The 20009-nt window shown below is 62.0% G+C and carries 20 protein-coding genes; 15 read left to right on the forward strand and 5 right to left on the reverse strand.

Annotated elements, in window-relative coordinates:
- Positions 1-7: 7 nt before the first annotated feature.
- On the forward strand, positions 8-592 hold the full coding sequence (locus tag C4J91_RS07180; protein ID WP_124361686.1) for an ACP phosphodiesterase: 585 nt from the start codon (positions 8-10) through the stop codon (positions 590-592).
- Between the two features lie 107 nt (positions 593-699).
- Here the strand turns inward: C4J91_RS07180 and C4J91_RS07185 are convergent, their stop codons facing one another.
- Both C4J91_RS07185 and olsB read right to left on the reverse strand, forming a co-directional pair.
- Positions 700-1491 (reverse strand): 1-acyl-sn-glycerol-3-phosphate acyltransferase, encoded by a 792-nt coding sequence (locus C4J91_RS07185; RefSeq protein WP_124361687.1) that lies wholly within the window; start codon positions 1489-1491, stop codon positions 700-702.
- Positions 1491-2246 carry an L-ornithine N(alpha)-acyltransferase gene (olsB, locus tag C4J91_RS07190; RefSeq protein WP_124361688.1) on the reverse strand — a complete coding sequence of 252 codons (756 nt, stop codon included), beginning with the start codon at positions 2244-2246 and terminating at the stop codon, positions 1491-1493. The genes C4J91_RS07185 and olsB overlap by 1 nt, the downstream gene beginning before the upstream one ends.
- Before the next feature lie 185 nt (positions 2247-2431).
- On the opposite strand from olsB, the gene C4J91_RS07195 reads away from it, so the two are divergent.
- The 4 genes from C4J91_RS07195 (at position 2432) to C4J91_RS07210 (ending at position 5647) form a co-directional block, all read left to right on the forward strand.
- Positions 2432-3505: a serine hydrolase gene (locus C4J91_RS07195; RefSeq protein ID WP_124365119.1), complete on the forward strand. Its 1074-nt coding sequence runs from the start codon at positions 2432-2434 to the stop codon at positions 3503-3505.
- The gene (locus tag C4J91_RS07200; RefSeq protein WP_124361689.1) at positions 3502-3816 is read left to right on the forward strand and encodes an amidase; all 315 of its coding nucleotides are present in this window, start codon (positions 3502-3504) and stop codon (positions 3814-3816) included. Before C4J91_RS07195 ends, C4J91_RS07200 begins: the two co-directional genes overlap by 4 nt.
- A gap of 90 nt (positions 3817-3906) precedes the next feature.
- Positions 3907-4488 carry a YceI family protein gene (locus tag C4J91_RS07205; RefSeq protein WP_124361690.1) on the forward strand — a complete coding sequence of 194 codons (582 nt, stop codon included), beginning with the start codon at positions 3907-3909 and terminating at the stop codon, positions 4486-4488.
- 1 nt (position 4489) lies between these two features.
- A complete protein-coding gene (locus C4J91_RS07210; protein WP_124361691.1) occupies positions 4490-5647 on the forward strand; it encodes a phosphatidylserine/phosphatidylglycerophosphate/cardiolipin synthase family protein in 1158 nt (385 codons plus the stop codon).
- 110 nt (positions 5648-5757) lie between these two features.
- Here C4J91_RS07210 and bglX read toward each other — a convergent pair whose 3' ends face one another.
- The gene (bglX, locus tag C4J91_RS07220; RefSeq protein ID WP_124361692.1) at positions 5758-8049 is read right to left on the reverse strand and encodes a beta-glucosidase BglX; all 2292 of its coding nucleotides are present in this window, start codon (positions 8047-8049) and stop codon (positions 5758-5760) included.
- A 237-nt stretch (positions 8050-8286) separates the two neighbouring features.
- Between bglX and C4J91_RS07225 the strand changes: the two genes are divergently transcribed.
- The 4 genes from C4J91_RS07225 to C4J91_RS07240 all read left to right on the forward strand — a co-directional run bounded on the left by C4J91_RS07225 (position 8287) and on the right by C4J91_RS07240 (position 11765).
- On the forward strand, positions 8287-8898 hold the full coding sequence (locus tag C4J91_RS07225; RefSeq protein WP_124361693.1) for a LemA family protein: 612 nt from the start codon (positions 8287-8289) through the stop codon (positions 8896-8898).
- Between the two features lie 18 nt (positions 8899-8916).
- Entirely contained in the window at positions 8917-9678 is a 762-nt protein-coding gene (locus tag C4J91_RS07230; RefSeq protein WP_124361694.1) for a YgcG family protein, read from the forward strand.
- A 31-nt stretch (positions 9679-9709) separates the two neighbouring features.
- A complete protein-coding gene (locus tag C4J91_RS07235) occupies positions 9710-10327 on the forward strand; it encodes a TPM domain-containing protein (protein WP_124361695.1) in 618 nt (205 codons plus the stop codon).
- A gap of 220 nt (positions 10328-10547) precedes the next feature.
- Positions 10548-11765, forward strand: coding sequence for an SAM-dependent methyltransferase (locus tag C4J91_RS07240; protein WP_124361696.1), 1218 nt, complete (start codon positions 10548-10550; stop codon positions 11763-11765).
- Between the two features lie 125 nt (positions 11766-11890).
- Here the strand turns inward: C4J91_RS07240 and C4J91_RS07250 are convergent, their stop codons facing one another.
- On the reverse strand, positions 11891-12907 hold the full coding sequence (locus tag C4J91_RS07250; RefSeq protein ID WP_124361698.1) for a DUF4917 family protein: 1017 nt from the start codon (positions 12905-12907) through the stop codon (positions 11891-11893).
- 123 nt (positions 12908-13030) lie between these two features.
- Here C4J91_RS07250 and yiaY point away from each other — a divergent pair, with 123 nt between their 5' ends.
- The 6 genes from yiaY (at position 13031) to C4J91_RS07280 (ending at position 19498) form a co-directional block, all read left to right on the forward strand.
- Positions 13031-14179, forward strand: a complete 1149-nt coding sequence (gene yiaY, locus C4J91_RS07255) for an L-threonine dehydrogenase (protein ID WP_124361699.1) — start codon at positions 13031-13033, stop codon at positions 14177-14179.
- Between the two features lie 91 nt (positions 14180-14270).
- A complete protein-coding gene (locus C4J91_RS07260; RefSeq protein ID WP_124361700.1) occupies positions 14271-14945 on the forward strand; it encodes an NAD-dependent epimerase/dehydratase family protein in 675 nt (224 codons plus the stop codon).
- Positions 14945-15865, forward strand: a complete 921-nt coding sequence (locus tag C4J91_RS07265) for a LysR family transcriptional regulator (protein ID WP_124361701.1) — start codon at positions 14945-14947, stop codon at positions 15863-15865. The genes C4J91_RS07260 and C4J91_RS07265 overlap by 1 nt, the downstream gene beginning before the upstream one ends.
- A gap of 111 nt (positions 15866-15976) precedes the next feature.
- Entirely contained in the window at positions 15977-17170 is a 1194-nt protein-coding gene (locus C4J91_RS07270) for a CaiB/BaiF CoA-transferase family protein (RefSeq protein WP_124361702.1), read from the forward strand.
- On the forward strand, positions 17167-18108 hold the full coding sequence (locus C4J91_RS07275; protein WP_124361703.1) for a hydroxymethylglutaryl-CoA lyase: 942 nt from the start codon (positions 17167-17169) through the stop codon (positions 18106-18108). Before C4J91_RS07270 ends, C4J91_RS07275 begins: the two co-directional genes overlap by 4 nt.
- 58 nt (positions 18109-18166) lie before the next feature.
- A complete protein-coding gene (locus C4J91_RS07280) occupies positions 18167-19498 on the forward strand; it encodes an MFS transporter (protein ID WP_124361704.1) in 1332 nt (443 codons plus the stop codon).
- Here C4J91_RS07280 and C4J91_RS07285 read toward each other — a convergent pair whose 3' ends face one another.
- Positions 19499-19987: a DMT family transporter gene (locus C4J91_RS07285; RefSeq protein ID WP_124361705.1), complete on the reverse strand. Its 489-nt coding sequence runs from the start codon at positions 19985-19987 to the stop codon at positions 19499-19501.
- Between the last annotated feature and the right edge of the window lie 22 nt (positions 19988-20009).

Genomic DNA, 20009 nt, shown 5'->3' on the forward strand with positions numbered 1-20009 from the left:
GCGCGCCATGAATTATCTCGCACACTTGCACCTGGGCGGCCAACTGCCTGCGCAACTGCTGGGCAGCCTGTATGGCGACTTCGTCAAAGGCCGCTTGCAGGGTCAGTTCAGTCCCTCGATCGAAGCGGCGATCCAATTGCACCGTGCCATCGACCGCTTCACCGACAGCCACCCGTTGGTAGCGGAGGCGTTGTCGCGCTTCAGTCTGACCCGCAGGCGCTATGCCGGGATCGTGCTCGATGTGTTTTTCGACCATTGCCTGGCGCGGGACTGGGCGCGGTATGCCGACCAGCCGCTGGAGCACTTCACCGCGCAGGTGTACCGCGTGCTGGCGGCCGAACCGCAGTTGCCGGGGCGGCTGGCGCAGATTGCGCCATATATGGCGGCGGATGACTGGTTGGGCTCGTATCGTGAGTTCGCGGTGATGGAGCAGGTATTGCGCGGGATTTCGCGGCGGCTGACCCAGCCTGAGGAGTTGGGATATGCGATGCAGGAGTTGCGTGTGTTGTATGAGCCGCTGAGCGAAGACTTCCGACTGTTCTACCCCGAGTTGCAGAAATTCGCCCAATCCCAACTGACAACGCAAAACTAAATGTGGGAGGGGGCTTGCTCCCGATAGCACTGTGTCAGTCACTGTATATATTGACTAAACCACTGCTATCGGGAGCAAGCCCCCTCCCACATTTGACCGTGCCCGCTTCAGGCCGCATAGGCGGGGCGAGTGTCTTCCAATTCGGCTTCCGGCAACGGCCCAAACAACGCCCTCTGCACCGCCTGTTGCGCCTGATACGCCAGCGCCGCGCGTTCCTGCCCGGTGCAGGCAATCGGCTTGAGCAGGTGAATCTCCACATCGCCCTGGTCATGGGCAAACAGCCGCATCAGATGCGACAGCAGATCATCATCGCCGATGAACGGTGCCAGTGCGTCCACCTCGCCGTTGCGCAGATAACGAATCGCCACCGGCTGCAGCGACACATCCGCATCGATCGCACTGGCCAACAACCGCCCGTGAAACGTGCGCAGGCTGCGACCGTCAGTGGTGGTGCCTTCCGGGAACATCAACAGCGGGTGCTGTTGCTCCAGATGGCGGGTCATTTGTTTGCGAATCAACTGGCTGTCACCCGCGCCGCGGCGGATGAACAGGCTGCCGGCCTTCGCCGCCAACCAGCCGGCCACCGGCCAGGTGCGCACCTCGGCTTTGGACAGGAACGACAGCGGCGTCACCATGCCCAGCAGCGGAATATCCGTCCAGGACACATGATTGCTGACCCACAGCATCGGCGTTTGCGGCAACTGGCCGTGCACCGTCACGCGAAAGGGCAGGGCGTGGGTCAACCGCGCCATGAAGAACCGCGACCAACGCTGGCGCCGCACCATCGAATTGGCCACGCCCAAACGCTCGAACAGGCCAAACACACTGGCCATGGTCAAGCCCAGCGCCACCACCAGCAGCACCCGGGCGATGCGCCCGTACACGCGCAGGCGGCCCATCACATGGCTGCCTTGAAGTGACGCGCATAGCGCGGGCACAGCTCATCGCGCTTGAGCAGGATGAACACGTCGGCCACCTGGAAGTCTTCATCCCAGCACGGCTCGCCGCAAATCTTTGCCCCCAGGCGCATATAAGCCTTGAGCAGCGGTGGCATTTCGGCGATGACGTTGGACGGCAGGTCCATCGCCGGCAGGGGCTTTTTCGGCTCGGCGCGCAGGTGTTCATTGCACAGGTAGCGCTCGCGCAGACGCTGCATGATCGCGTGGGCCTGGATGCCGCCGTCGTGCATCGGGATGCTCGCGCACCCCATCAGGTAGCTGTAGCCGCCCTCGTTGAGCACCTCGGCCAACTCGCCCCAGAGCACCGCGATGGTGCCGCCGTTGCGGTAGGCCGGGTCGACGCAGGTACGGCCGATTTCCAGGATCGGGCCCTGCAAGTGCAGCAGCCCGTGCAGGCTGAATTCCTCTTCGCTGTAGAACCGGCCCAAGGTGCTGGCGGCCTGGTGATCGAGCAAACGGGTGGTGGCCACCAGTCGACCGCTGTTTAAGTCACGCACGCCGATGTGGCTGCAGTGAACATCATAGTCATCCATGTCCAGACCCAGTTCCGCGCCTTTCAGCTTGGCGTTGAACTCGCCGCTGAACACGTTGAACCGCAGGGCCTGGGCTTCCTGCAAGGCCGCGGCGCCAATCAGGCGTTCGGCTTGCAGGCGGCGTTCATTGCCGGTGTCGCTGATGCGGGCGAGCTGAGTCATAGCGAGTCTCCGAGTGCCGGCCAGGTTGTGCGGCCAGTCGACTTTGTTGTCCAAACTCAGGCTATGTAGGCTCGGTGTCATCTCCATGAAGTTACGGTGACGGTTGGATGACAGGCCAGTTGTCGTCAATCTGTCATCGGCCTGGATTAGGCTCGCGGGCTTGAATGCCCCTTGAGTTTGCGCCCATGGTCAAAGGCCTGCTGTGCGTTGTCTTGTTATTCATCACCGTGAGTGCGCGTGCTGAAACCTGGCCTGGCCATGACTGGGTGACGGGCAGGTTGATCGAAGGTCCTGCTGTCGACGCGCTGAATGCCTACGCTTTCCCGCCCCGTGACGACAACACTCGCCAAGGTATTCGTACCGACGCGCTGTTAGTGATCCGCGACGGCCAGATCATCTATGAACGCTACGCAGCACCCACTAGCGCCAGCACGCCGCACCTGACCTGGTCGGTCAGCAAAAGCCTGATGGCGACCTTACTGGGGGTGGCCTACGGCGAAAACCGCTTCAAATTGAACGACCCCGCCGCACGCTTTTACCCACCAATGAAACAGCACCCCAAGGTGACGATGGCCGACCTGCTGCACTGGGCCTCGGGCCTGGACTGGCAGGAAGACTATGAATACGCGCCGCTCAAATCCTCGGTAGTGGCGATGCTCTACACCCGTGGCCGCGCCGATATGGCGCAATTCGCGGCCGAGACCGAGGCCGTCGACCCACCCGGCCAGGCTTTTCGTTACTCCAGCGGCGACAGCAATATTCTGTCCGCCGCTCTCAAAGGCATGCTCGGGCACAAGGCTTATATGAGCTACCCGTGGGAGGCGTTGTTCAAGCCATTGGGCATTCGCACTGCAACCTGGGAAACCGATGCCGACGAAACCTTCGTCGCCTCGTCCTACGCCTACCTCACCGCCCGCGATCTGGCGCGGGTCGGGCTGTTGATGGCGCGGGACGGGCGTTGGGGCGAACGACAATTGCTGCCCAAGGAGTGGGTCGCGTTCAATCGCCAACCCTTCGCCAATTACAAAGCGGGCCAGGATGAAGCCGTGCCAGGCGGGCAATGGTGGCTCAACCAGGGCACCCCCGCACCCTGGCCCGACGCACCGGCCGACACCTTCGCCGCATTGGGGCACTGGGGCCAGGCGCTGTTCGTACTGCCCGACGAGCACTTGGTCATCGTGCGCTACGGCGATGACCGCGACGGCAGCTACCGGCATAACGAACTGCTCAAACGCGTGCTGGCGGCGGTGCGATCATGATTCGGCGCCATCCGCTTATCAGCGTTTTGCTGGTGCTGTTGCTCGTGTTGTTGGGCTGGGTGTGGCATGAGCGCATCAACCTGCAAGCCTTTCCCGACATCATCGCGGCGTACACGGCCAAGGAGTATTGCTCGTGTCGCTACGTGGAAAACCAACCGGCCATTTACTGCCGTGGCTATGTGAAGCAATACGTGCCGACCAGTGCCTTCAGTGATAACCCCGAGCGCAGTGAAGTGACGGCGAGCGGGTTGGGGCGCACGCATACGGCGCGGTGGCTGGGCGACCGTCAGGGCTGTCGGCTGAATCCCTGAAGCCCACACATCACCCCTCCCACATTGGATTTGCGCCGGTCGGGACATTGCGCTTACTGTTCGTGCAGATTTTTTCGCCCCTGAGTCCTTATGTTCAATGTCAAACCCCTTGTCTTCGCATTGCTGGCCTGCGCCGCCGTGCCTGCCAGTGCCGACTGGTACCTGGATAACGAGTCTTCACGCCTGTCGTTCGTCACCACCAAAAACACCGAAATCGCCGAAGTGCAGCGCTTCCTCGTGCTGCACGGCAAGGTCGACAGCAATGGCGCGGCCCAGGTGCAGGTAGAGCTGGAGTCGATCAACAGTGGTGTCCCGCTGCGTGACGAGCGCATGCGCAAAGAGTTGTTCGAGATCAAGCAGTTTCCCGAAGCGTTGGTCAGCGCTCAGATCAACCTGCAACCGATCAATGACTTGGCCTCTGGCGCGCAACTGGAGTTGCGCCTGCCGCTGAGCATCACCTTGCATGGCAAGACCCAGACCTACACGGCCGAGCTATTGGCCACGCGCCTGGATGACCGGCGCTTCCAGGTGGTGACCCTGGAGCCGGTGGTGGTGCATGCCGAGGATTTTGACCTCGCGCCAGGCGTGGCCGCGCTGCGCAAGGTCGCAGGTCTTAAATCGATCAGTTTGTCGGTGCCGGTGGGTGCGGTGCTGATCTTTACGGCGCGCTGACGTGGGCGGCGCGGTGTTCCCGTGGCGCAGCGCCAACCGTTTCGAGTTGCTGATCGACGGGCCGAGTTTCTTCCCGCAGATGTTGGTCGGGATTGCGCGGGCTGAGCAGCAAGTCGATCTGGAGTTGTACCTGGTGGAAGCCGGCGCCTGTGCCGAGGCGATGGTGCAGGCATTGGTACTCGCCGCCGAGCGGGGGGTGCGGGTGCGTTGCCTGTTCGATGATTACGGCAGCCTGGCGTTTACCCTTGGGCTGCGCAAGCGGTTGACCGACGCGGGTGTGGAGCTGCGGTTCTACAACCGCCTGAGCTGGCGGCGCTGGATGCGCAACCTGTACCGTGACCACCGCAAGGTGTTGTTGGTCGACCAAGGTATCGCGGTGATTGGCGGCACCGGTGTGACGGATGAGTTCTGGACGCCGGGCCAGGACACCGCCGACTGGCATGAAGTGATGGTGCAGATCAGCGGTCCGCTGGTGCTGGATTGGCAGGCGCTGTTCGATCGTCAATGGCACGCCAACGCCGCCCGCCGGGAGTGGAAACCCGCGACGCATTTCGGCCTGCCGCGGTTGCCCAAGGTGCCGGCGACCGGGCCTGGCCTGGGCCGGGTGGCCTATGCCGACGCCCGGCAGCACCGGGATATTTTGCAATCGCTGATCCGTGCCTTGAACAGCAGCAAGACGCGTATCTGGCTGGCCACGCCGTACTTCCTGCCCACCTGGAGCGTGCGCCGTGCCTTGCGCCGCGCGGCCGGGCGCGGGGTGGATGTGCGCTTGCTGCTCACCGGCCCGCGCACCGATCATCCGTCGGTGCGCTACGCCGGGCACCGTTATTACCCGCGTTTGCTGCGTTCGGGGGTGCAGATCTTCGAGTATCAGCCGTGCTTCCTGCACTTGAAGATGGTGCTGGTGGATGATTGGATCAGCATTGGCTCGTGCAACTTCGACCACTGGAATCTGCGCTTCAACCTGGAGGCCAACCTGGAGGCGTTGGACCCGGCATTGACGGCGGCGGTGGCGGGCAGTTTCGAGCGTGATTTTGCCCAGAGCCTGGCGGTCAGCCTGGAAGCGTGGAAGGCCCGGCCGTTATGGCGGCGGGTGAAGCAGCGGGTGTGGGGGTGGATTGATCGGTTGGTGGTCAATCTGCTGAATCGGCGCGGCTAACGATCGTTCCCACGCTCTGCGTGGGAACGCCGCCCTGGACGCTCTGCGTCCGCTTTTGTGACGCAGAGCGTCACGGTATGCATTCCCACGCAGAGCGTGGGAACGATCAGTTACAGCAGTTCAAAGCTCTGCTGCTGCACATCCTGGGAATCCAGCCCGATCTGCACATTGAACTCACCCGGTTCCGCAGCGAATTTGAGCTGGCTGTTGTAGAACTTCAAATCTTCCTCGGTAATGGTGAAGTGCAGCGTGCGCTCCTCTCCAGCCTTGAGCATGACCTTCTGGAAGTTCTTCAGCTCTTTCACCGGGCGGATCATCGAGCCGGCCACGTCCTGGATGTACAACTGCACCACGGTTTCGCCCTCCACCTTACCGGTGTTTTTCAACGTGACGCTGGCGTCGAGCTTGCCGGTCTTGTTAAGGGTGGTGGACGACAGCGCCATGTCCGACAGGTCGAACGTGGTGTAGCTCAGGCCATAGCCAAATGGGAACAGGGGACCTGTGGTGTCATCGAAGTACTGCGAGGTGTAGTTGCCCGGTTTGCCCGGCGTGAACGGCCGGCCGATGCTCAGGTGGTTGTAGTAGGTGGGAATCTGCCCCACGGAGCGTGGGAAGGTGATTGGCAGCTTGCCCGACGGGTTGTAGTCACCGAACAGCACGTCGGCGATGGCGTTGCCGCCTTCGGTCCCGGAGAACCAGGTTTCCAGAATCGCGTCAGCCTGTTGGTTCTCTTCGAGAATCGACAGCGGCCGGCCATTCATCAGCACCAGTACCAGCGGTTTGCCAGTGGCCTTGAGGGCCTTGATCAGGTCGCGCTGGCTTTGCGGAATGTTCAGGTCGGTGCGGCTGGAGGACTCGTGGGACATGCCACGGGACTCGCCTACGGCCGCGACGATGACATCGGCGCTCTGCGCAGCCTTCACCGCTTCATCGATCAATACCTGCGGCGCACGCTTGTCATCCACCACTTCCGGGGCATCGAAGTTGAGGAAGTTGAGGTAGTCGAGCACCGCCTTGTCGCCGGTGATGTTGGCGCCACGGGCATAGATCACTTTGCCCTTTTCGCCGATCACCGCGTTCATGCCGTCAAGCAGGGTCACCGACTGTTCCGGCTTACCGGCGGCGGCCCAGCTGCCCATCATGTCGATCGGCGCCTTGGCCAGCGGGCCGACCAGCGCGATGGTCGCGGATTTTTTCAGCGGCAGCGTCTGGTTCTGGTTTTTCAGCAACACCAGGCTGCGGCGCGCGATGTCGCGGGCGTCGGCACGGTGCAGGCGGCTGTCGGCATAGGTATCGGCCGGGTCATCCTCGGCCTTGCCGATGCGCAGGTACGGGTCCTTGAACAGGCCCATGTCGTACTTGGCGCCGAGCACTTCGCGCACGGCGTTGTCGATGTCGCTCTGTTCGATCTCGCCGGACTTGAGCAGCCCCGGCAGTTCCTTGCCGTACAGCGTGTCGTTCATGCTCATGTCGATGCCGGCCTTGATCGCCAGTTTGGCGGCTTCACGCCCGTCCTTGGCCACGCCGTGCTTGATCAGTTCGAAGATCGCACCGTGGTCGCTCACGGCCAGGCCCTTGAAGCCCCAGTCCCTGCGCAGCAGGTCGTTCATCAACCAGGTGTTGGCGGTGGCGGGCACGCCGTTGATCGAGTTGAGCGCCACCATCACGCCGCCGGAACCGGCCTTGATCGCCGCGTGGTACGGCGGCAGGTAGTCCTGGTACATCTTGACCGGGCTCATGTCGACCACGTTGTAGTCGCGCCCGCCTTCCACCGCGCCGTACAGGGCGAAGTGCTTGACGCTGGCCATGATGCTGTCGGCATTCGCGGCGCTGGCGCCCTGGAACGCCTTGACCATGACTTCGGCAATGCGCGACACCAGGTACGTGTCTTCGCCGAAGCCTTCGGAGGTGCGGCCCCAGCGCGGGTCACGGGAGATGTCGACCATCGGCGCGAAGGTGATGTCGAGGCTGTCGGCGGCGGCTTCCTGGGCGGCGATGCGCCCGGAGCGGCCGATGGCGTCCATGTCCCAGCTGGAGGCCAGGGCCAGGCTGATCGGGAAAATCGTGCGGTGGCCGTGGATCACGTCGTAGGCGAAGAACATCGGGATCTTCAACCGGCTGCGCATGGCCGCGTCCTGCATGGGACGGTTTTCCGGGCGAGTGATGGAGTTGAACGTGCCCCCGATGCGGCCGGCGGCGATTTCCTTGCGAATCAGCTCGCGGGGCATCTCGGGGCCGATGCTGATCAGGCGCAATTGGCCGATCTTTTCATCGAGGGTCATCTGTTTGAGTAGGGCGCTGACGAAGGCGTCCTTGTCGTCAAGCGCAGCAGGCTTTGTTTCTGCCCATGCGGGGTGGCTGGCCAGAGTGGCAACAAGGCCGAGCAAACACAGCTTCTTCATGAATATCCTTTTTCGGCTCACTGCACAGCGGTCAGGCTGATCGGCCAAAATGTGGGGAGCGTCTATTGTTGTTCGGGTGTTGTTCAGATAAATGCAGCACACTCTGAACTCTTTTTCGCGCTGGGCATCTTTGTAGCTGATTGGCTCGAAGCATTCCAGTGGTGGCGGATTATGCCCCAAGCGCGTGGTTTATAGGGTTAGTCATCACATTCCATCCAGATTGGCAGGAGATACACCATGCAAGCAGCACAAGGTTACCGCTGGGGCTTGAAAGCCGCGGCGCTGTTATTGATCAGCAGCGTATTGAGCGGTTGCGGCATCAACAACATTCCGACTCTGGACGAACAGGCCAAGGCGGCCTGGGGCCAGGTGCAGAACCAGTACCAACGCCGTGCCGACCTGATCCCCAACCTGGTGGAAACGGTGAAGGCCTATGCCGCCCATGAGCAGGACACCCTGACCGCCGTGATTGAAGCGCGGGCCAAGGCCACCTCGATCCAGGTCGATGCCAGCACCCTCGACAACCCGGAAAAACTCAAGCAGTTCCAGCAAGCCCAGGACGGCCTCAGCGGCGCACTCAGCCGTTTGATGGTGGTGTCCGAACGCTATCCGGACCTGAAAGCCAACCAGAACTTCCTGGCCCTGCAATCGCAACTCGAAGGGACTGAAAACCGTATCGCCGTGGCCCGTCGCGATTTCATTCAGACCGTGCAGGCCTACAACACCGAAATCCGCACCTTCCCAGGCCGCCTGTGGCACAGCGTGATGTACAGCGACTTGCCGATCCGCGCCACGTTTGAAGCCACCAGTGCCGATGCCGATAAGGCGCCGCAGGTGAAGTTCAAATAACGCTGCCTTGAGGTGTCGATGCGTTTATTACGGATAGGCCTGGCGCTGTGGCTGCTGGCCTGCGTGGGCATGGCCCAGGCGGCCCTGACCTTCCCGGCGTTGACCGGGCGGGTGGTGGACAACGCCCAGATGATCGACCCGGCGGTGCGCCAGCAACTGACGCAGCAATTGCAGGCGCTGGAACAGACCTCCGGTGACCAGATCGTGGTGGTCACCGTGCCCGACCTGCAGGGCGTGCCGATTGAAGACTACGGTTATCAATTGGGCCGCCAGTGGGGGATCGGCCAGAAAGGCAAGGATAACGGCGCGCTGTTGATCGTGGCCCGTGACGAGCGCAAGTTGCGCATCGAAGTCGGCTACGGCCTGGAAGGTGTGCTGACGGATGCGCAGTCCTGGGTGATCATCAACCAAGTGATCGCGCCCAAGTTCAAGGCCGGCAATTTCAGCCAGGGCATCAGCGACGGTGTCGCGGCGATGATCCAGGTGGTGGGCGGTGAACCGCTGGCCGTGCCGGCCCGTGTGGCGGATCCGTGGTCCGCCCCGAAGGACAATCCCGCGCTTTCCATCGGTTTCTTCATCCTGCTGATCGGCGTGTTGTGGCTGTGTCATCGCATGGGCCTGCCGGTGGGCACTATCCTGCTGGTTATCCTCAGCCTTATCGGGCGTGGCGGTGGCGGCGGTGGTGGCGGCGGTGGCGGCGGTAGTGGGGGCGGCGGTGGAGGAGGTTTTCGCGGCGGCGGTGGTGGTTTCGGCGGTGGCGGGGCGTCGGGCGGCTGGTAATGACAATAACGAGAAAAGAGCATCTACAACCATGGCATTACTGACTGAACACGAGCAGCGCCAAGTGGCCGAAGCGATCGCCCGGGTCGAGCAACAGACCGACGCCGAGCTGGTCACGGTGCTGGCTGCACGCGCCGATGACTACGCCTACATTCCGTTGCTGTGGGCCAGCCTGATCGCATTGGTGGTACCCGGGGTGGTGCATTACCTGTCGGGCTACCTGACCATGTACACCTTGTTGTTGGCGCAGTGGGCGACCTTCATTGTGTTGTGCCTGCTGTTTCGTCTGCCCAAGGTCACCACCCGTTTGATCCCGCGCTCGGTCCGCCACTGGCGCGCCTCGAACCTGGCACGCCGCCAGTTCCTCGAGCAGAACCTGCACCACACGCTGGGCAGCACCGGTGTGCTGATTTTTGTCAGCGAGGCGGAGCGTTATGTGGAAATCCTGGTGGATGAAGGCATCTCCAAGCGCCTGGACGACAGCTGCTGGGATGGCATCGTCAAGGCATTCACCCAGCAGGTGAAGCAGGGGCAGACGTTGGCGGGGTTTATCGCGTGCATCGAGGCCTGTGGTGAAGTGCTCAAGGTGCATGTGCCAGTGACGCAGACGCGTAATGAACTGCCGAACCGTCTGGTCGTACTGGAATAGCCCAGTCAACGAAATTCCAAATGTGGGAGGGGGCTTGCTCCCGATAGCTATGGTTCAGTTAGAACATCTCTGACTGACACACTGTAATCGGGAGCAAGCCCCCTCCCACATTTGGAACTACTTTGGCTGTTGGAACGTACCATTGGTCAAATAACTCCGTGCCCTGGCCAGTTATCCCCCCTAAAATGCCCGGCATTCTTTGCCCGAGGCGTTTTTGTTCATGTCCGTCACCGCTCAACCTGCCAGCCCTGCGCCGGATCATCACGCCCAGTTCATCGAACTGCTGAGCGCAAGCCTGGCGCAGAACGCCTTCATCAAGCTGGTGCTGGCCAAGTACGTGGGCGCGGAGGCCGAACTGCAGCGGCTGATCATCAAGCCCGTGACGGTCAAGGAGCAGCCCTGCCTGTCCTTCGTCTACCGCTACAAGACCCGCGACATCACCAAGAACTTCCCACTGGCGGACGGCGTGGCGGCGATTGCCGAGCTGCTGCCAGCCTCGTTCAAGAACGCACACTTGTTGTCGCTTATGGACGAAGCCCAGCTGGAATACAGCAAGAAGAACAAAAGCTCGCTGTTCAAAAGCAAGCCGCAACAATTGCGTGAGGCGCCATCGGCCGAGCATAACCGCGAAAAAAATCGCTTCCTCGACCTGAGCCGGCCGTTCCTTGCCGACCTGGGCGTGACCGACGCCAGCCAAGCGCTGATCCCGTCGATGTCGCGCAAGTGGAAGCAGATCAACAAGTTCATCGAAGTGTTCAGCCATGCGCTGACAGCCTCGCCGTTGCAGCTGGACCAACCCGTGCGCGTCGCCGATTTCGGCTCGGGCAAGGGCTACCTCACGTTTGCCATCCACGACTACCTGCGCAACACCCTCAAGGCCGAAGGCGAAGTGACCGGTGTCGAGCTGCGTCAAGACCTGGTGACCCTGTGCAACGCCGCCGCCGCACGCTTGGAACACCCCGGGTTGGTATTCAAGTGCGGCGACGTGCGCAGCGTCGCGCCGAGCGAGCTGGACGTGATGATCGCCCTGCATGCCTGCGATATCGCCACCGATTACGCGATTCACACCGGCATCCGTTCCGGCGCGTCGATCATCATGTGCTCGCCGTGCTGCCACAAACAGATTCGCCTGCAGATCCAGAGCCCGGTGCTGCTCAAGCCAATGCTGCAATACGGCCTGCACCTGGGCCAACAGGCAGAAATGGTCACCGACAGCTTGCGCGCCTTGTATCTCGAAGCCTGTGGCTATGAAACCAAAGTGTTTGAGTTCATCTCGCTGGAGCACACCAACAAGAACAAGATGATCCTGGCGATCAAGCGCGCGCAGCCGTTGGACAACGCGCAACTGCTGGGGAAAATTCAGGAGCTGAAGGCGTTCTACCACATCACCGAACATTGCCTGGAAACCCTGCTGCGCGCCGATGGTTTCTTGAACTAGGCGCGGGGCCCATGTGGGAGGGGGCTTGCTCCCGATGGCGGTGTGTCAGCCGACACATTCATTGGCTGGTCCACCGTTATCGGGAGCAAGCCCCCTCCCACATTTGGTCTTCTTCGTTCACTGGATCAGTGTTCGACTGGCACCGACAGCGCCGGATTACCCAGTGGATGAGTACGCGCGGCAAAGAATTTCAGTTCCATGCCGGTGCCTTGGAATAACTGCGAATACCGCTGCTTCTGCTGGCGAATGAACCCGTCGCTGCGCCCCGATACCGAAATCGCCAGGGTGGTGATGCTGGCCTGGCGGATGGCGTCCACCAAGTGTTTATCCTGCGGCCCCAGGCCATGGCCGAAGATGCACAGCGCGCCTTCGTGGGTGAGCAACTGTTCATAACAGAACGACAGATAATCCGAGCTGCGGATGGTCTTGAGCTTCTCGTGCACCGGGCCTTCACTGACGAACAGCGGCACGTCGTCCAGGGTCTTGATCGTGTTGTTGATCGCGAAACTGCTGAGCAACGTGCTGTCGGTGGACGGCAGTTTGCGCGCGGTGCCGTCGAGGTTGCGCACCAGGTGCAGGCCGCCGTGCAGGTACAAAATACGTGTGGCGTCGGTGCGGGTATCGCGCAGGTCGAAGCTTGAGTCGGCGCTGCGGAACAGGTCGTCGATACCCGGCGTGTGCAGGATCGCCCAGTAGTTGAGCAGGTCGTAGTTGCTGGTGAAGACCGTAGCGTAGCGGGCCAGTTCGGTGTTGAGCGTCGCCAGGGTCGAGGGCTGCACCAGGCGCCAGGGGATGTGCACGGCGTGGATCGTATTGATCAGCGCTTCCTTGATCGCATAGTAGCGATTGCGTGGCGCCGCCGAGCTGACCGCCAGGGCCTTGTTGACGCGGCTGGTGGTTTTCAGCGCGCCAAGGGCCTGCTCGAAGCTGCGGGTTTGCAGCGCGTCGAATACGCTGAGTTCGGATTGGCCCAGGGGTTTTTCTTCCACTGTGCGGGCGTTTTCAAACAGTGAGTCGTAGGCAAAGTCTTCCCAAATCGTGCGGCTTGCGCCGTTGCCGATCAGAATCCCGTTGAAGTCGATGGCGCCACGCAGTGCGCTCCAGTCTTCAAGGTGGGCGTCAATATCCTGGAAATCCTTCATTGCGGCGGGTCTACTCGAAATCGGCTGGACGGTGACTTTATCACGAGCCGGCGTTGATCCTGGTCAAGATGCGGCAAGTGGTACCGGTGGATTCTGTGGGTATAAAGCCCCTGAGGATCGACCATGAGCAGCACGTTCTTTATTCCCGCCGTCAATATCATGGGCATCGGCTGCCTGGACGAAGCCATGATTGCCATGCGCAACTACGGCTTTCGCAAGGCGTTGATCGTCACTGACCAGGGCCTGTGCAAAGCCGGCGTGGCCAGCATGGTCGCCGAAAAGCTGGCTCTGCAGGACATCGATTCGGTGGTCTACGATGGCGCCAGGCCCAACCCCACGGTGGAAAACGTCGAGAAAGGCCTGGCGCTGCTGCAACAGAGCGCCTGCGATTTTGTAGTGTCCCTGGGCGGCGGCTCGCCCCATGACTGCGCCAAGGGGATCGCCCTGTGCGCCACCAACGGCGGGCGTATCGGCGACTATGAGGGGGTCGATCAATCAAGCAAGCCGCAACTGCCGCTGGTGGCGATCAACACCACCGCCGGCACGGCCAGTGAGATGACCCGTTTCTGCATCATCACCGACGAAACCCGCCACGTGAAAATGGCCATCGTCGACCGCAATGTCACGCCGCTGCTGTCGGTCAACGACCCGGCGTTGATGGTTGCAATGCCCAAGGGCCTCACCGCCGCTACCGGTATGGACGCCTTGACGCATGCCATCGAAGCCTATGTGTCCACCGCCGCCACACCGATCACCGACGCCTGTGCAATCAAGGCGATCGAACTGATCAGCGCCAACCTGCGCCTGGCCGTGCGCGATGGCAGCGACATAGCCGCGCGGGAAAACATGGCGTATGCGCAGTTCCTCGCGGGCATGGCGTTCAACAACGCGTCGCTGGGATTTGTGCACGCCATGGCGCATCAGCTCGGCGGCCTGTACGACCTGCCCCATGGCGTGTGCAATGCGGTGCTGCTGCCCCACGTGCAGAGTTTCAATGCCAGTGTCAGCGCCGAGCGTTTGAGTGACGTGGCGCGCGCGTTGGGGGCCGATATCAAGGGCGTTACCCCGGAAGAGGGCGCGCAGGCCGCTATCGTCGCGATTCGCGCCCTGTCCCAGGACGTAGAAATCCCCGCCGGCCTGCGCGAACTTGGCGCCAAATTGCAGGATATTCCGCTGCTGGCGAGTAATGCGCTGAAGGATGCATGCGGCCTGACCAACCCACGACGGGCGGATCAGCGTCAGATCGAGGAGATTTTTCGCAGCGCGTTTTGATAGGGGGCAGCTTTGGGCTGCAAGCGTTAAGCTAAAGGTTGAACGCGTTCAACTTGAGCTTGAAGCTTGCGGCTTGCCGCTGAGGTCCCCCATGAGAGTTCTATTATTCGGCGCCACCGGCATGGTCGGTCAGGGCGTACTGCGCGAGTGCCTGCTGGCGCCCGACGTGCAGGAAGTCGTTGCCGTCGGCCGCACGTCGTTGACCCAGGAGCACGGCAAACTGCATCAGGTGTTGCACAGCGACATGCTGGATTTCCAACCCTTGGAAAACCTGCTGCAAGGCTTTGATGCGTGTTTCTTCTGCCTGGGCGTTTCCTCGGCGGGCATGAATGAAATCAACTACACCCACCTCACTTATGACCTGACTTTAGTCGCCGCCAGCACCCTGGCGCGGCTCAATCCGCAGATGACGTTTATCTATGTCTCCGGCGCCGGCACTGACAGTTCCGAGACGGGCAAGTCGATGTGGGCGCGGGTCAAGGGCAAGACCGAGAACGCCTTGCTGCGCTTGCCGTTCAGGGCGGTCTATCTATTCCGGCCGGGGATCATCCAGCCGTTGCACGGTGTGCGTTCGAAGACGCCGCTGTACCAGGCGTTCTATAGCGTGCTCGGGCCGTTGCTCTCTTTTGTACGTCGGATAAAGCCGAGCTGGGTCGTCAGCACCGAGACCGTCGGCCGTGCGATGTTGCAGGCGGTGAGCCATGGCGCGCCGCAGCCTGTGGTGGAGCAGGCCGAGATCAATCGCTTGGCGGCCGAGCGTCGCTGATGCTGCACAAAAGCCTGGTGCGCCGCCTCGACTTGATCACCCTGCAACTGTTTGTCGCGGTGTTCGAGGAGGGCACCTTGACCCGTGCCGCCGCCCGTGAGGCTATCGCGGTGTCGGCAGCCAGCAAGCGCTTGATGGAGCTGGAGCAAGTGCTCGGCGTCAGCCTGTTTGTGCGCCGCGCCAAGGGTATGGCACTGACGGCGGCCGGCGAAACCCTGCTGCACCATGCGCGGCAGATGCTGTTCAATGTCGAGAAAATGGGCTTGGAACTGAGTGAACACAGCCATGGCGTGCGCGGCTATGTGCGGATGTTGGCCAACCTCTCGGCCATCATTCAGTTTCTTCCCGAAGACTTGCGCGACTTTTGCGCGTTGCACCCGCAAATACAAACCGACCTTGAGGAACGCCCCAGCAACGGCGTGGTGCAAGGCGTGCTGGACGGTGTGGCAGACCTGGGCATCTGCTCCAGTGATACCGACACCAAAGGCTTGCCCAGCGTGACCTATCGCCATGACAAACTGGTGGTGCTGATGCCGGCCGGGCACCCGCTGGCGTCGCGTGAGGCGCTGGCTTTCAGTGAGACCCTGGGCAGCGATTATGTCGGCCTGCACGCCGCCAGCTCGATCAATATGCGCACCCATGCCGCCGCGCGCGAGGCCGGCCAGATGCTGCGCCTGCGTATTCACGTGCCGGGGTTCGATGCGATGTGCCGGATGGTCCAGGCGAATATGGGCATCGGCATCCTGCCGCAAAAAGCCTATGAATTGTTCGGCCGTGCGCTGGGTTTGCATGCGGTGCCGCTGACGGATGCCTGGTCGAACCGCAGCCTGATCCTGGTGGTGCGCGATGAGGCGCAGTTGTCGCCGGTCAGCCGGTTGCTCTTTGATTACCTGAGTAGCGCGGCGGATTCCTACAGATAATGCTTTGTTCGTTCGCGTTTCGCGAACGCTCCTTGCCAACTGACGGTTGGATTTCTTCTACGGCTGTCCTCTAGCCTTGGCGACACATTCCAAGAACAAGAGGTACACCCGATGACGGCTCCCCTGAACGGTATCAAGGTGATCGAGATCGGCACCCTGATTGCCGCGCCGTTCGCGGCGCGGATATTGGCCGAGTTTGGTGCCGAGGTGATCAAGATCGAAGCCATGGGGCAGGGCGATCCGCTTCGCAAATGGCGAAAGCTGCACGAAGGCACGTCGCTGTGGTGGTACCTGCAGTCGCGCAACAAGCAGTCCCTGGCCTTGGACCTCAAGTCGGCAGAAGGCTTGAGCCTGATCAAGCAACTGCTCGGCGACGCCGACGTGCTGATCGAAAACCTGCGCCCCGGTGGCCTGGAAAAACTCGGCCTGGGTTGGGATGTGTTGCATGCCCTCAACCCCAAGCTGACCCTGGTGCGCATCTCCGGCTATGGCCAGACCGGGCCCTATCGCGACCGCCCGGGTTTCGGTGCGATCGGCGAGGCCATGGGCGGCATTCGCTACACCACCGGCAACCCGGATTCGCCACCGGCGCGGGTCGGCGTGAGCCTGGGGGATTCGCTTGCGTCATTGCACGGTGTGATCGGCGCGCTGATGTCGCTGCTGCGGGTCAAGACCGGCCAGGGTGACGGGCAAATCGTCGACGTGTCCCTGGCGGAAAGCGTGTTCAACCTGATGGAAAGCCTGGTGCCCGAATACGACATGCTCGGCCATGTACGTGAGCGCAGCGGCGGTGCCTTGCCCGGTATCGCGCCGTCCAATACGTACCTGACCGCCGACGGCGCCTACGTGGTGATCGCCGGCAACAGCGACCCGATCTACAAGCGCCTGATGACCGCCATCGGCCGCGCCGACCTGGCCGCTGCGCCTGAGTTCGCCCACAACGATGGCCGTGCGGCACAGAGTGGTTTGCTCGACGCGGCAATCACCCACTGGACCAGCAGCCTGCCCATCGAGCAGGTGCTCAGCGCCCTGGAGGCCGCTGAAGTGCCGGCCGGGCGCATCTACTCCGTGGCGGACATTGTCAGCGACCCGCACTACCAGGCGCGGGATATGTTGCTCGATGCCGATTTGCCCGGTGGTGTGTCGGTAAAGATGCCCGGCATCGTACCCAAACTGTCGGAAACGCCCGGCGCGGTGAACTGGCAAGGTCCTGCGCTGGGCCAGCACACCGATGACATCCTCGCAAAGCTGGGCCTGACAGACGCTGACATTCAACGCCTGAAGGCTTCGGGAGTGGTGCAATGATCAGCAATTATTCCGACTCGCTGATCGTGCAGGAAGTCTCCCCGCGCGACGGCCTGCAGATCGAGCCGACCTGGGTCGAAACCGCCGACAAGATCGCGCTGATCAACCAGCTTTCCCTCGCCGGTTTTTCGCGCATTGAAGCGGGTTCGTTCGTCTCGCCCAAGGCCATTCCGGCATTGCGCGATGGCGAGCAGGTATTCCAAGGTATCGAGCGCAAGCCCGGCGTGATCTACGTGGCGCTGATCCCCAATCTCAAAGGCGCCCAACGCGCCATCGAGTCCAGCGCCGATGAGTTGAACCTGGTGATGTCTGCCAGCCAGACCCACAACCTGGCGAACATGCGCATGCGCTGCGAGGCGTCCCTGGCAGCCTTCGGCGATATCGCAAGCTTTGCCGCCGACCACCCGGTGCGCCTCAACGGCAGCGTCGCCACCGCCTTCGGTTGCCCGTTCGAAGGCCGCATCGATGAAGACCGGGTGTTGCGGATTGTCGAGGCGTATCGCGAGTTGGGCATCCAGGGCATCACCCTGGCGGACACCACTGGCATGGCCAATCCGCGGCAGGTCGAACGCCTGGTCAAGCGCGTGTTGGCACATATACCCGCGTGCGACCTGACCCTGCATTTTCACAACACCCGCGGCCTGGGTTTATGCAATGTGCTGGCCGCTTACGAAGCCGGGGCCCGACGTTTCGACGCGGCGCTGGGCGGCCTGGGTGGTTGCCCGTTTGCACCGGGTGCGTCGGGCAATATCTGCACCGAAGACCTGGTCAACCTGTGCGAAGAGGTCGGCATTCACACCGGTATCGACCTGCCGCACTTGCTGCACATGTCGCGGCGCCTGCCAGCGTTGCTGGGCCATGAACTGCCCGGCCAGGTGGCCAAGGCCGGGCGCAACAGCGACCTGCACCCACCGCCTGAATACATCGCCGGTTTGTAATTTCGCACCAGACAACAAAAACAATCGGACGCCTGTGAGCAGTCCGCTGGAGAGACACATGAGCACTAATACGTTAGAGGCCGGCGCGCGCCCGGCCGCCGAGATCGACGCGGAAAAAGCCCTGGTCAGCAAGGTCGCCTGGCGGCTGATGCCGCTGATCATGGTCTGCTATCTGTTTGCGTTTTTTGACCGCATCAACATCAGCTTCGCCAAGTTCCAGTTACAAGCCGATCTGAGCCTGAGTGACACCGCCTACGGGCTGGGCGCAGGGTTATTTGTGGTGGGTTATGTCATCTTCGAAGTGCCCAGCAACATGATGCTGTACAAGGTCGGCGCGCGGCGCTGGATTGCGCGGATCATGATGTCCTGGGGCCTGGCCACGGCGGCTATGGTGTTTGTCACAGCCGAGTGGCAGTTCTATGGTTTGCGCTTCATCATCGGCGCGATGGAAGCCGGGTTTGCGCCGGGGGTGTTGTATTACCTGACGCTATGGTTCCCGCAACACTTTCGGGGGCGCATCACGTCGATGCTGTTCCTGGCGTCGGCGTTTGCAGGCCTGGTGGGCGCACCGTTCTCCGGGCTGGTGCTGGAACATCTCGACGGCGTGCTGCACATGCGCGGCTGGCATTGGTTGTTCCTGCTCGGTGGCTTGCCGTGCATCGGCCTGGGCTTGCTGGTGTTAATGCTGCTCAAGGATCGTATTGAAGACGCCCATTGGCTGACGTCGGCGGAGAAGGTTTTGCTGTCGAGCCGGATCGCCAAACATGAGCCCAATCAACATGGCGGTTCGCTGTGGTCGGCGATCCGTATTCCTGGTTTTCTGATGCTCGGCTTCATCTACTTTCTGATCCAGGTGGCGTCCTACGGCCTGAACTTCTGGGCCCCGCAATTGATCCGCAGCGCCGGCACGCAGAGCCCGGTGATGATTGGTCTGCTCACTGCGATTCCTTATATATGCGGGGCGATCAGCATGGTGGTGATCGGACGTCTATCGGATGCGACCGGTGAGCGCCGCAAGTTTGTCTGCGGGCTAGTGGTCCTGGGCGCGGTGGGCTTCTTCAGTGCCGGCATCTTCGCTGACCACACCACCTTCTTGATCATCGCCTTGGGCATGCTCGGCGCGGGCATCATCGCTTCGATCCCGACCTTCTGGACCCTGCCGCCCAAACTGCTCGCCGGTGCTGGCGCGGGTGCGGCGGGTGGGATTGCGGTGATCAATACCCTCGGCCAGTTCGGCGGCATCGTCAGCCCGGTGATGGTGGGACGCATCAAGGACCTTACCGGCAGCACCACGCCGGCGCTTTATGTGATCGGCGTGTGTGCGTTGCTGGCGGCCGCGTTACTGCTGTGGGGGTTGCCACACAAGTTGCGCACATTGGATAAAGGCTGATCAGCCAGCCGTTGCCAATGCACGGGCCGGCGGCGCGCTGAACTGAATCAGCGCGACGCCGCCGATCAACAGCAACGCCCCCACCACGCGGGGCGTTGTGAGTTGGCGCTCCACCAGGCCGAACAGGCCGAAATGGTCGAGCAGCAACGACGCGAGAATCTGCCCGGCCATCGCCAGGGCAACGAAGCCTGATGCGCCCAGCGTGGGCATCAGCACCAATGCCAGCGAGATAAAGCACACCCCGAACGCGCCACCGGCCCACATCCACAGCGGCGCCTGGGTGATAAAGGCCAGGCTCGGCAAGGGCAGCCGTAGGGCGATGATCACCGGCAGCAACACAATGATGCTCACCAACAGCGAAGCCAGCGTCGCCCACAACGGGTGACCGAGGCCGCGACCCAGGTTGGCGTTGATCGCACTTTGAAACGGCACCACGGCACCAGCGATCACCGCCAGCAGCAATACACCCAGCCAATGCAATGTCGTCATGTCGAATCTCCCAAAGGTTTTG

The organism is Pseudomonas sp. R3-52-08 (genome assembly GCF_003851745.1).
GTDB lineage: Bacteria > Pseudomonadota > Gammaproteobacteria > Pseudomonadales > Pseudomonadaceae > Aquipseudomonas.

Coding starts and splice junctions, on each gene's coding strand:
- C4J91_RS07180 (WP_124361686.1), top strand. CDS start 8: ATGAATTATCTCGCACACTTGCACCTGGGCGGCCAACTGCCTGCGCAA.
- C4J91_RS07185 (WP_124361687.1), bottom strand. CDS start 1,491: ATGGGCCGCCTGCGCGTGTACGGGCGCATCGCCCGGGTGCTGCTGGTG.
- olsB (WP_124361688.1), bottom strand. CDS start 2,246: ATGACTCAGCTCGCCCGCATCAGCGACACCGGCAATGAACGCCGCCTG.
- C4J91_RS07195 (WP_124365119.1), top strand. CDS start 2,432: ATGGTCAAAGGCCTGCTGTGCGTTGTCTTGTTATTCATCACCGTGAGT.
- C4J91_RS07200 (WP_124361689.1), top strand. CDS start 3,502: ATGATTCGGCGCCATCCGCTTATCAGCGTTTTGCTGGTGCTGTTGCTC.
- C4J91_RS07205 (WP_124361690.1), top strand. CDS start 3,907: ATGTTCAATGTCAAACCCCTTGTCTTCGCATTGCTGGCCTGCGCCGCC.
- bglX (WP_124361692.1), bottom strand. CDS start 8,049: ATGAAGAAGCTGTGTTTGCTCGGCCTTGTTGCCACTCTGGCCAGCCAC.
- C4J91_RS07225 (WP_124361693.1), top strand. CDS start 8,287: ATGCAAGCAGCACAAGGTTACCGCTGGGGCTTGAAAGCCGCGGCGCTG.
- C4J91_RS07230 (WP_124361694.1), top strand. CDS start 8,917: ATGCGTTTATTACGGATAGGCCTGGCGCTGTGGCTGCTGGCCTGCGTG.
- C4J91_RS07235 (WP_124361695.1), top strand. CDS start 9,710: ATGGCATTACTGACTGAACACGAGCAGCGCCAAGTGGCCGAAGCGATC.
- C4J91_RS07240 (WP_124361696.1), top strand. CDS start 10,548: ATGTCCGTCACCGCTCAACCTGCCAGCCCTGCGCCGGATCATCACGCC.
- C4J91_RS07250 (WP_124361698.1), bottom strand. CDS start 12,907: ATGAAGGATTTCCAGGATATTGACGCCCACCTTGAAGACTGGAGCGCA.
- yiaY (WP_124361699.1), top strand. CDS start 13,031: ATGAGCAGCACGTTCTTTATTCCCGCCGTCAATATCATGGGCATCGGC.
- C4J91_RS07260 (WP_124361700.1), top strand. CDS start 14,271: ATGAGAGTTCTATTATTCGGCGCCACCGGCATGGTCGGTCAGGGCGTA.
- C4J91_RS07265 (WP_124361701.1), top strand. CDS start 14,945: ATGCTGCACAAAAGCCTGGTGCGCCGCCTCGACTTGATCACCCTGCAA.
- C4J91_RS07270 (WP_124361702.1), top strand. CDS start 15,977: ATGACGGCTCCCCTGAACGGTATCAAGGTGATCGAGATCGGCACCCTG.
- C4J91_RS07275 (WP_124361703.1), top strand. CDS start 17,167: ATGATCAGCAATTATTCCGACTCGCTGATCGTGCAGGAAGTCTCCCCG.
- C4J91_RS07280 (WP_124361704.1), top strand. CDS start 18,167: ATGAGCACTAATACGTTAGAGGCCGGCGCGCGCCCGGCCGCCGAGATC.
- C4J91_RS07285 (WP_124361705.1), bottom strand. CDS start 19,987: ATGACGACATTGCATTGGCTGGGTGTATTGCTGCTGGCGGTGATCGCT.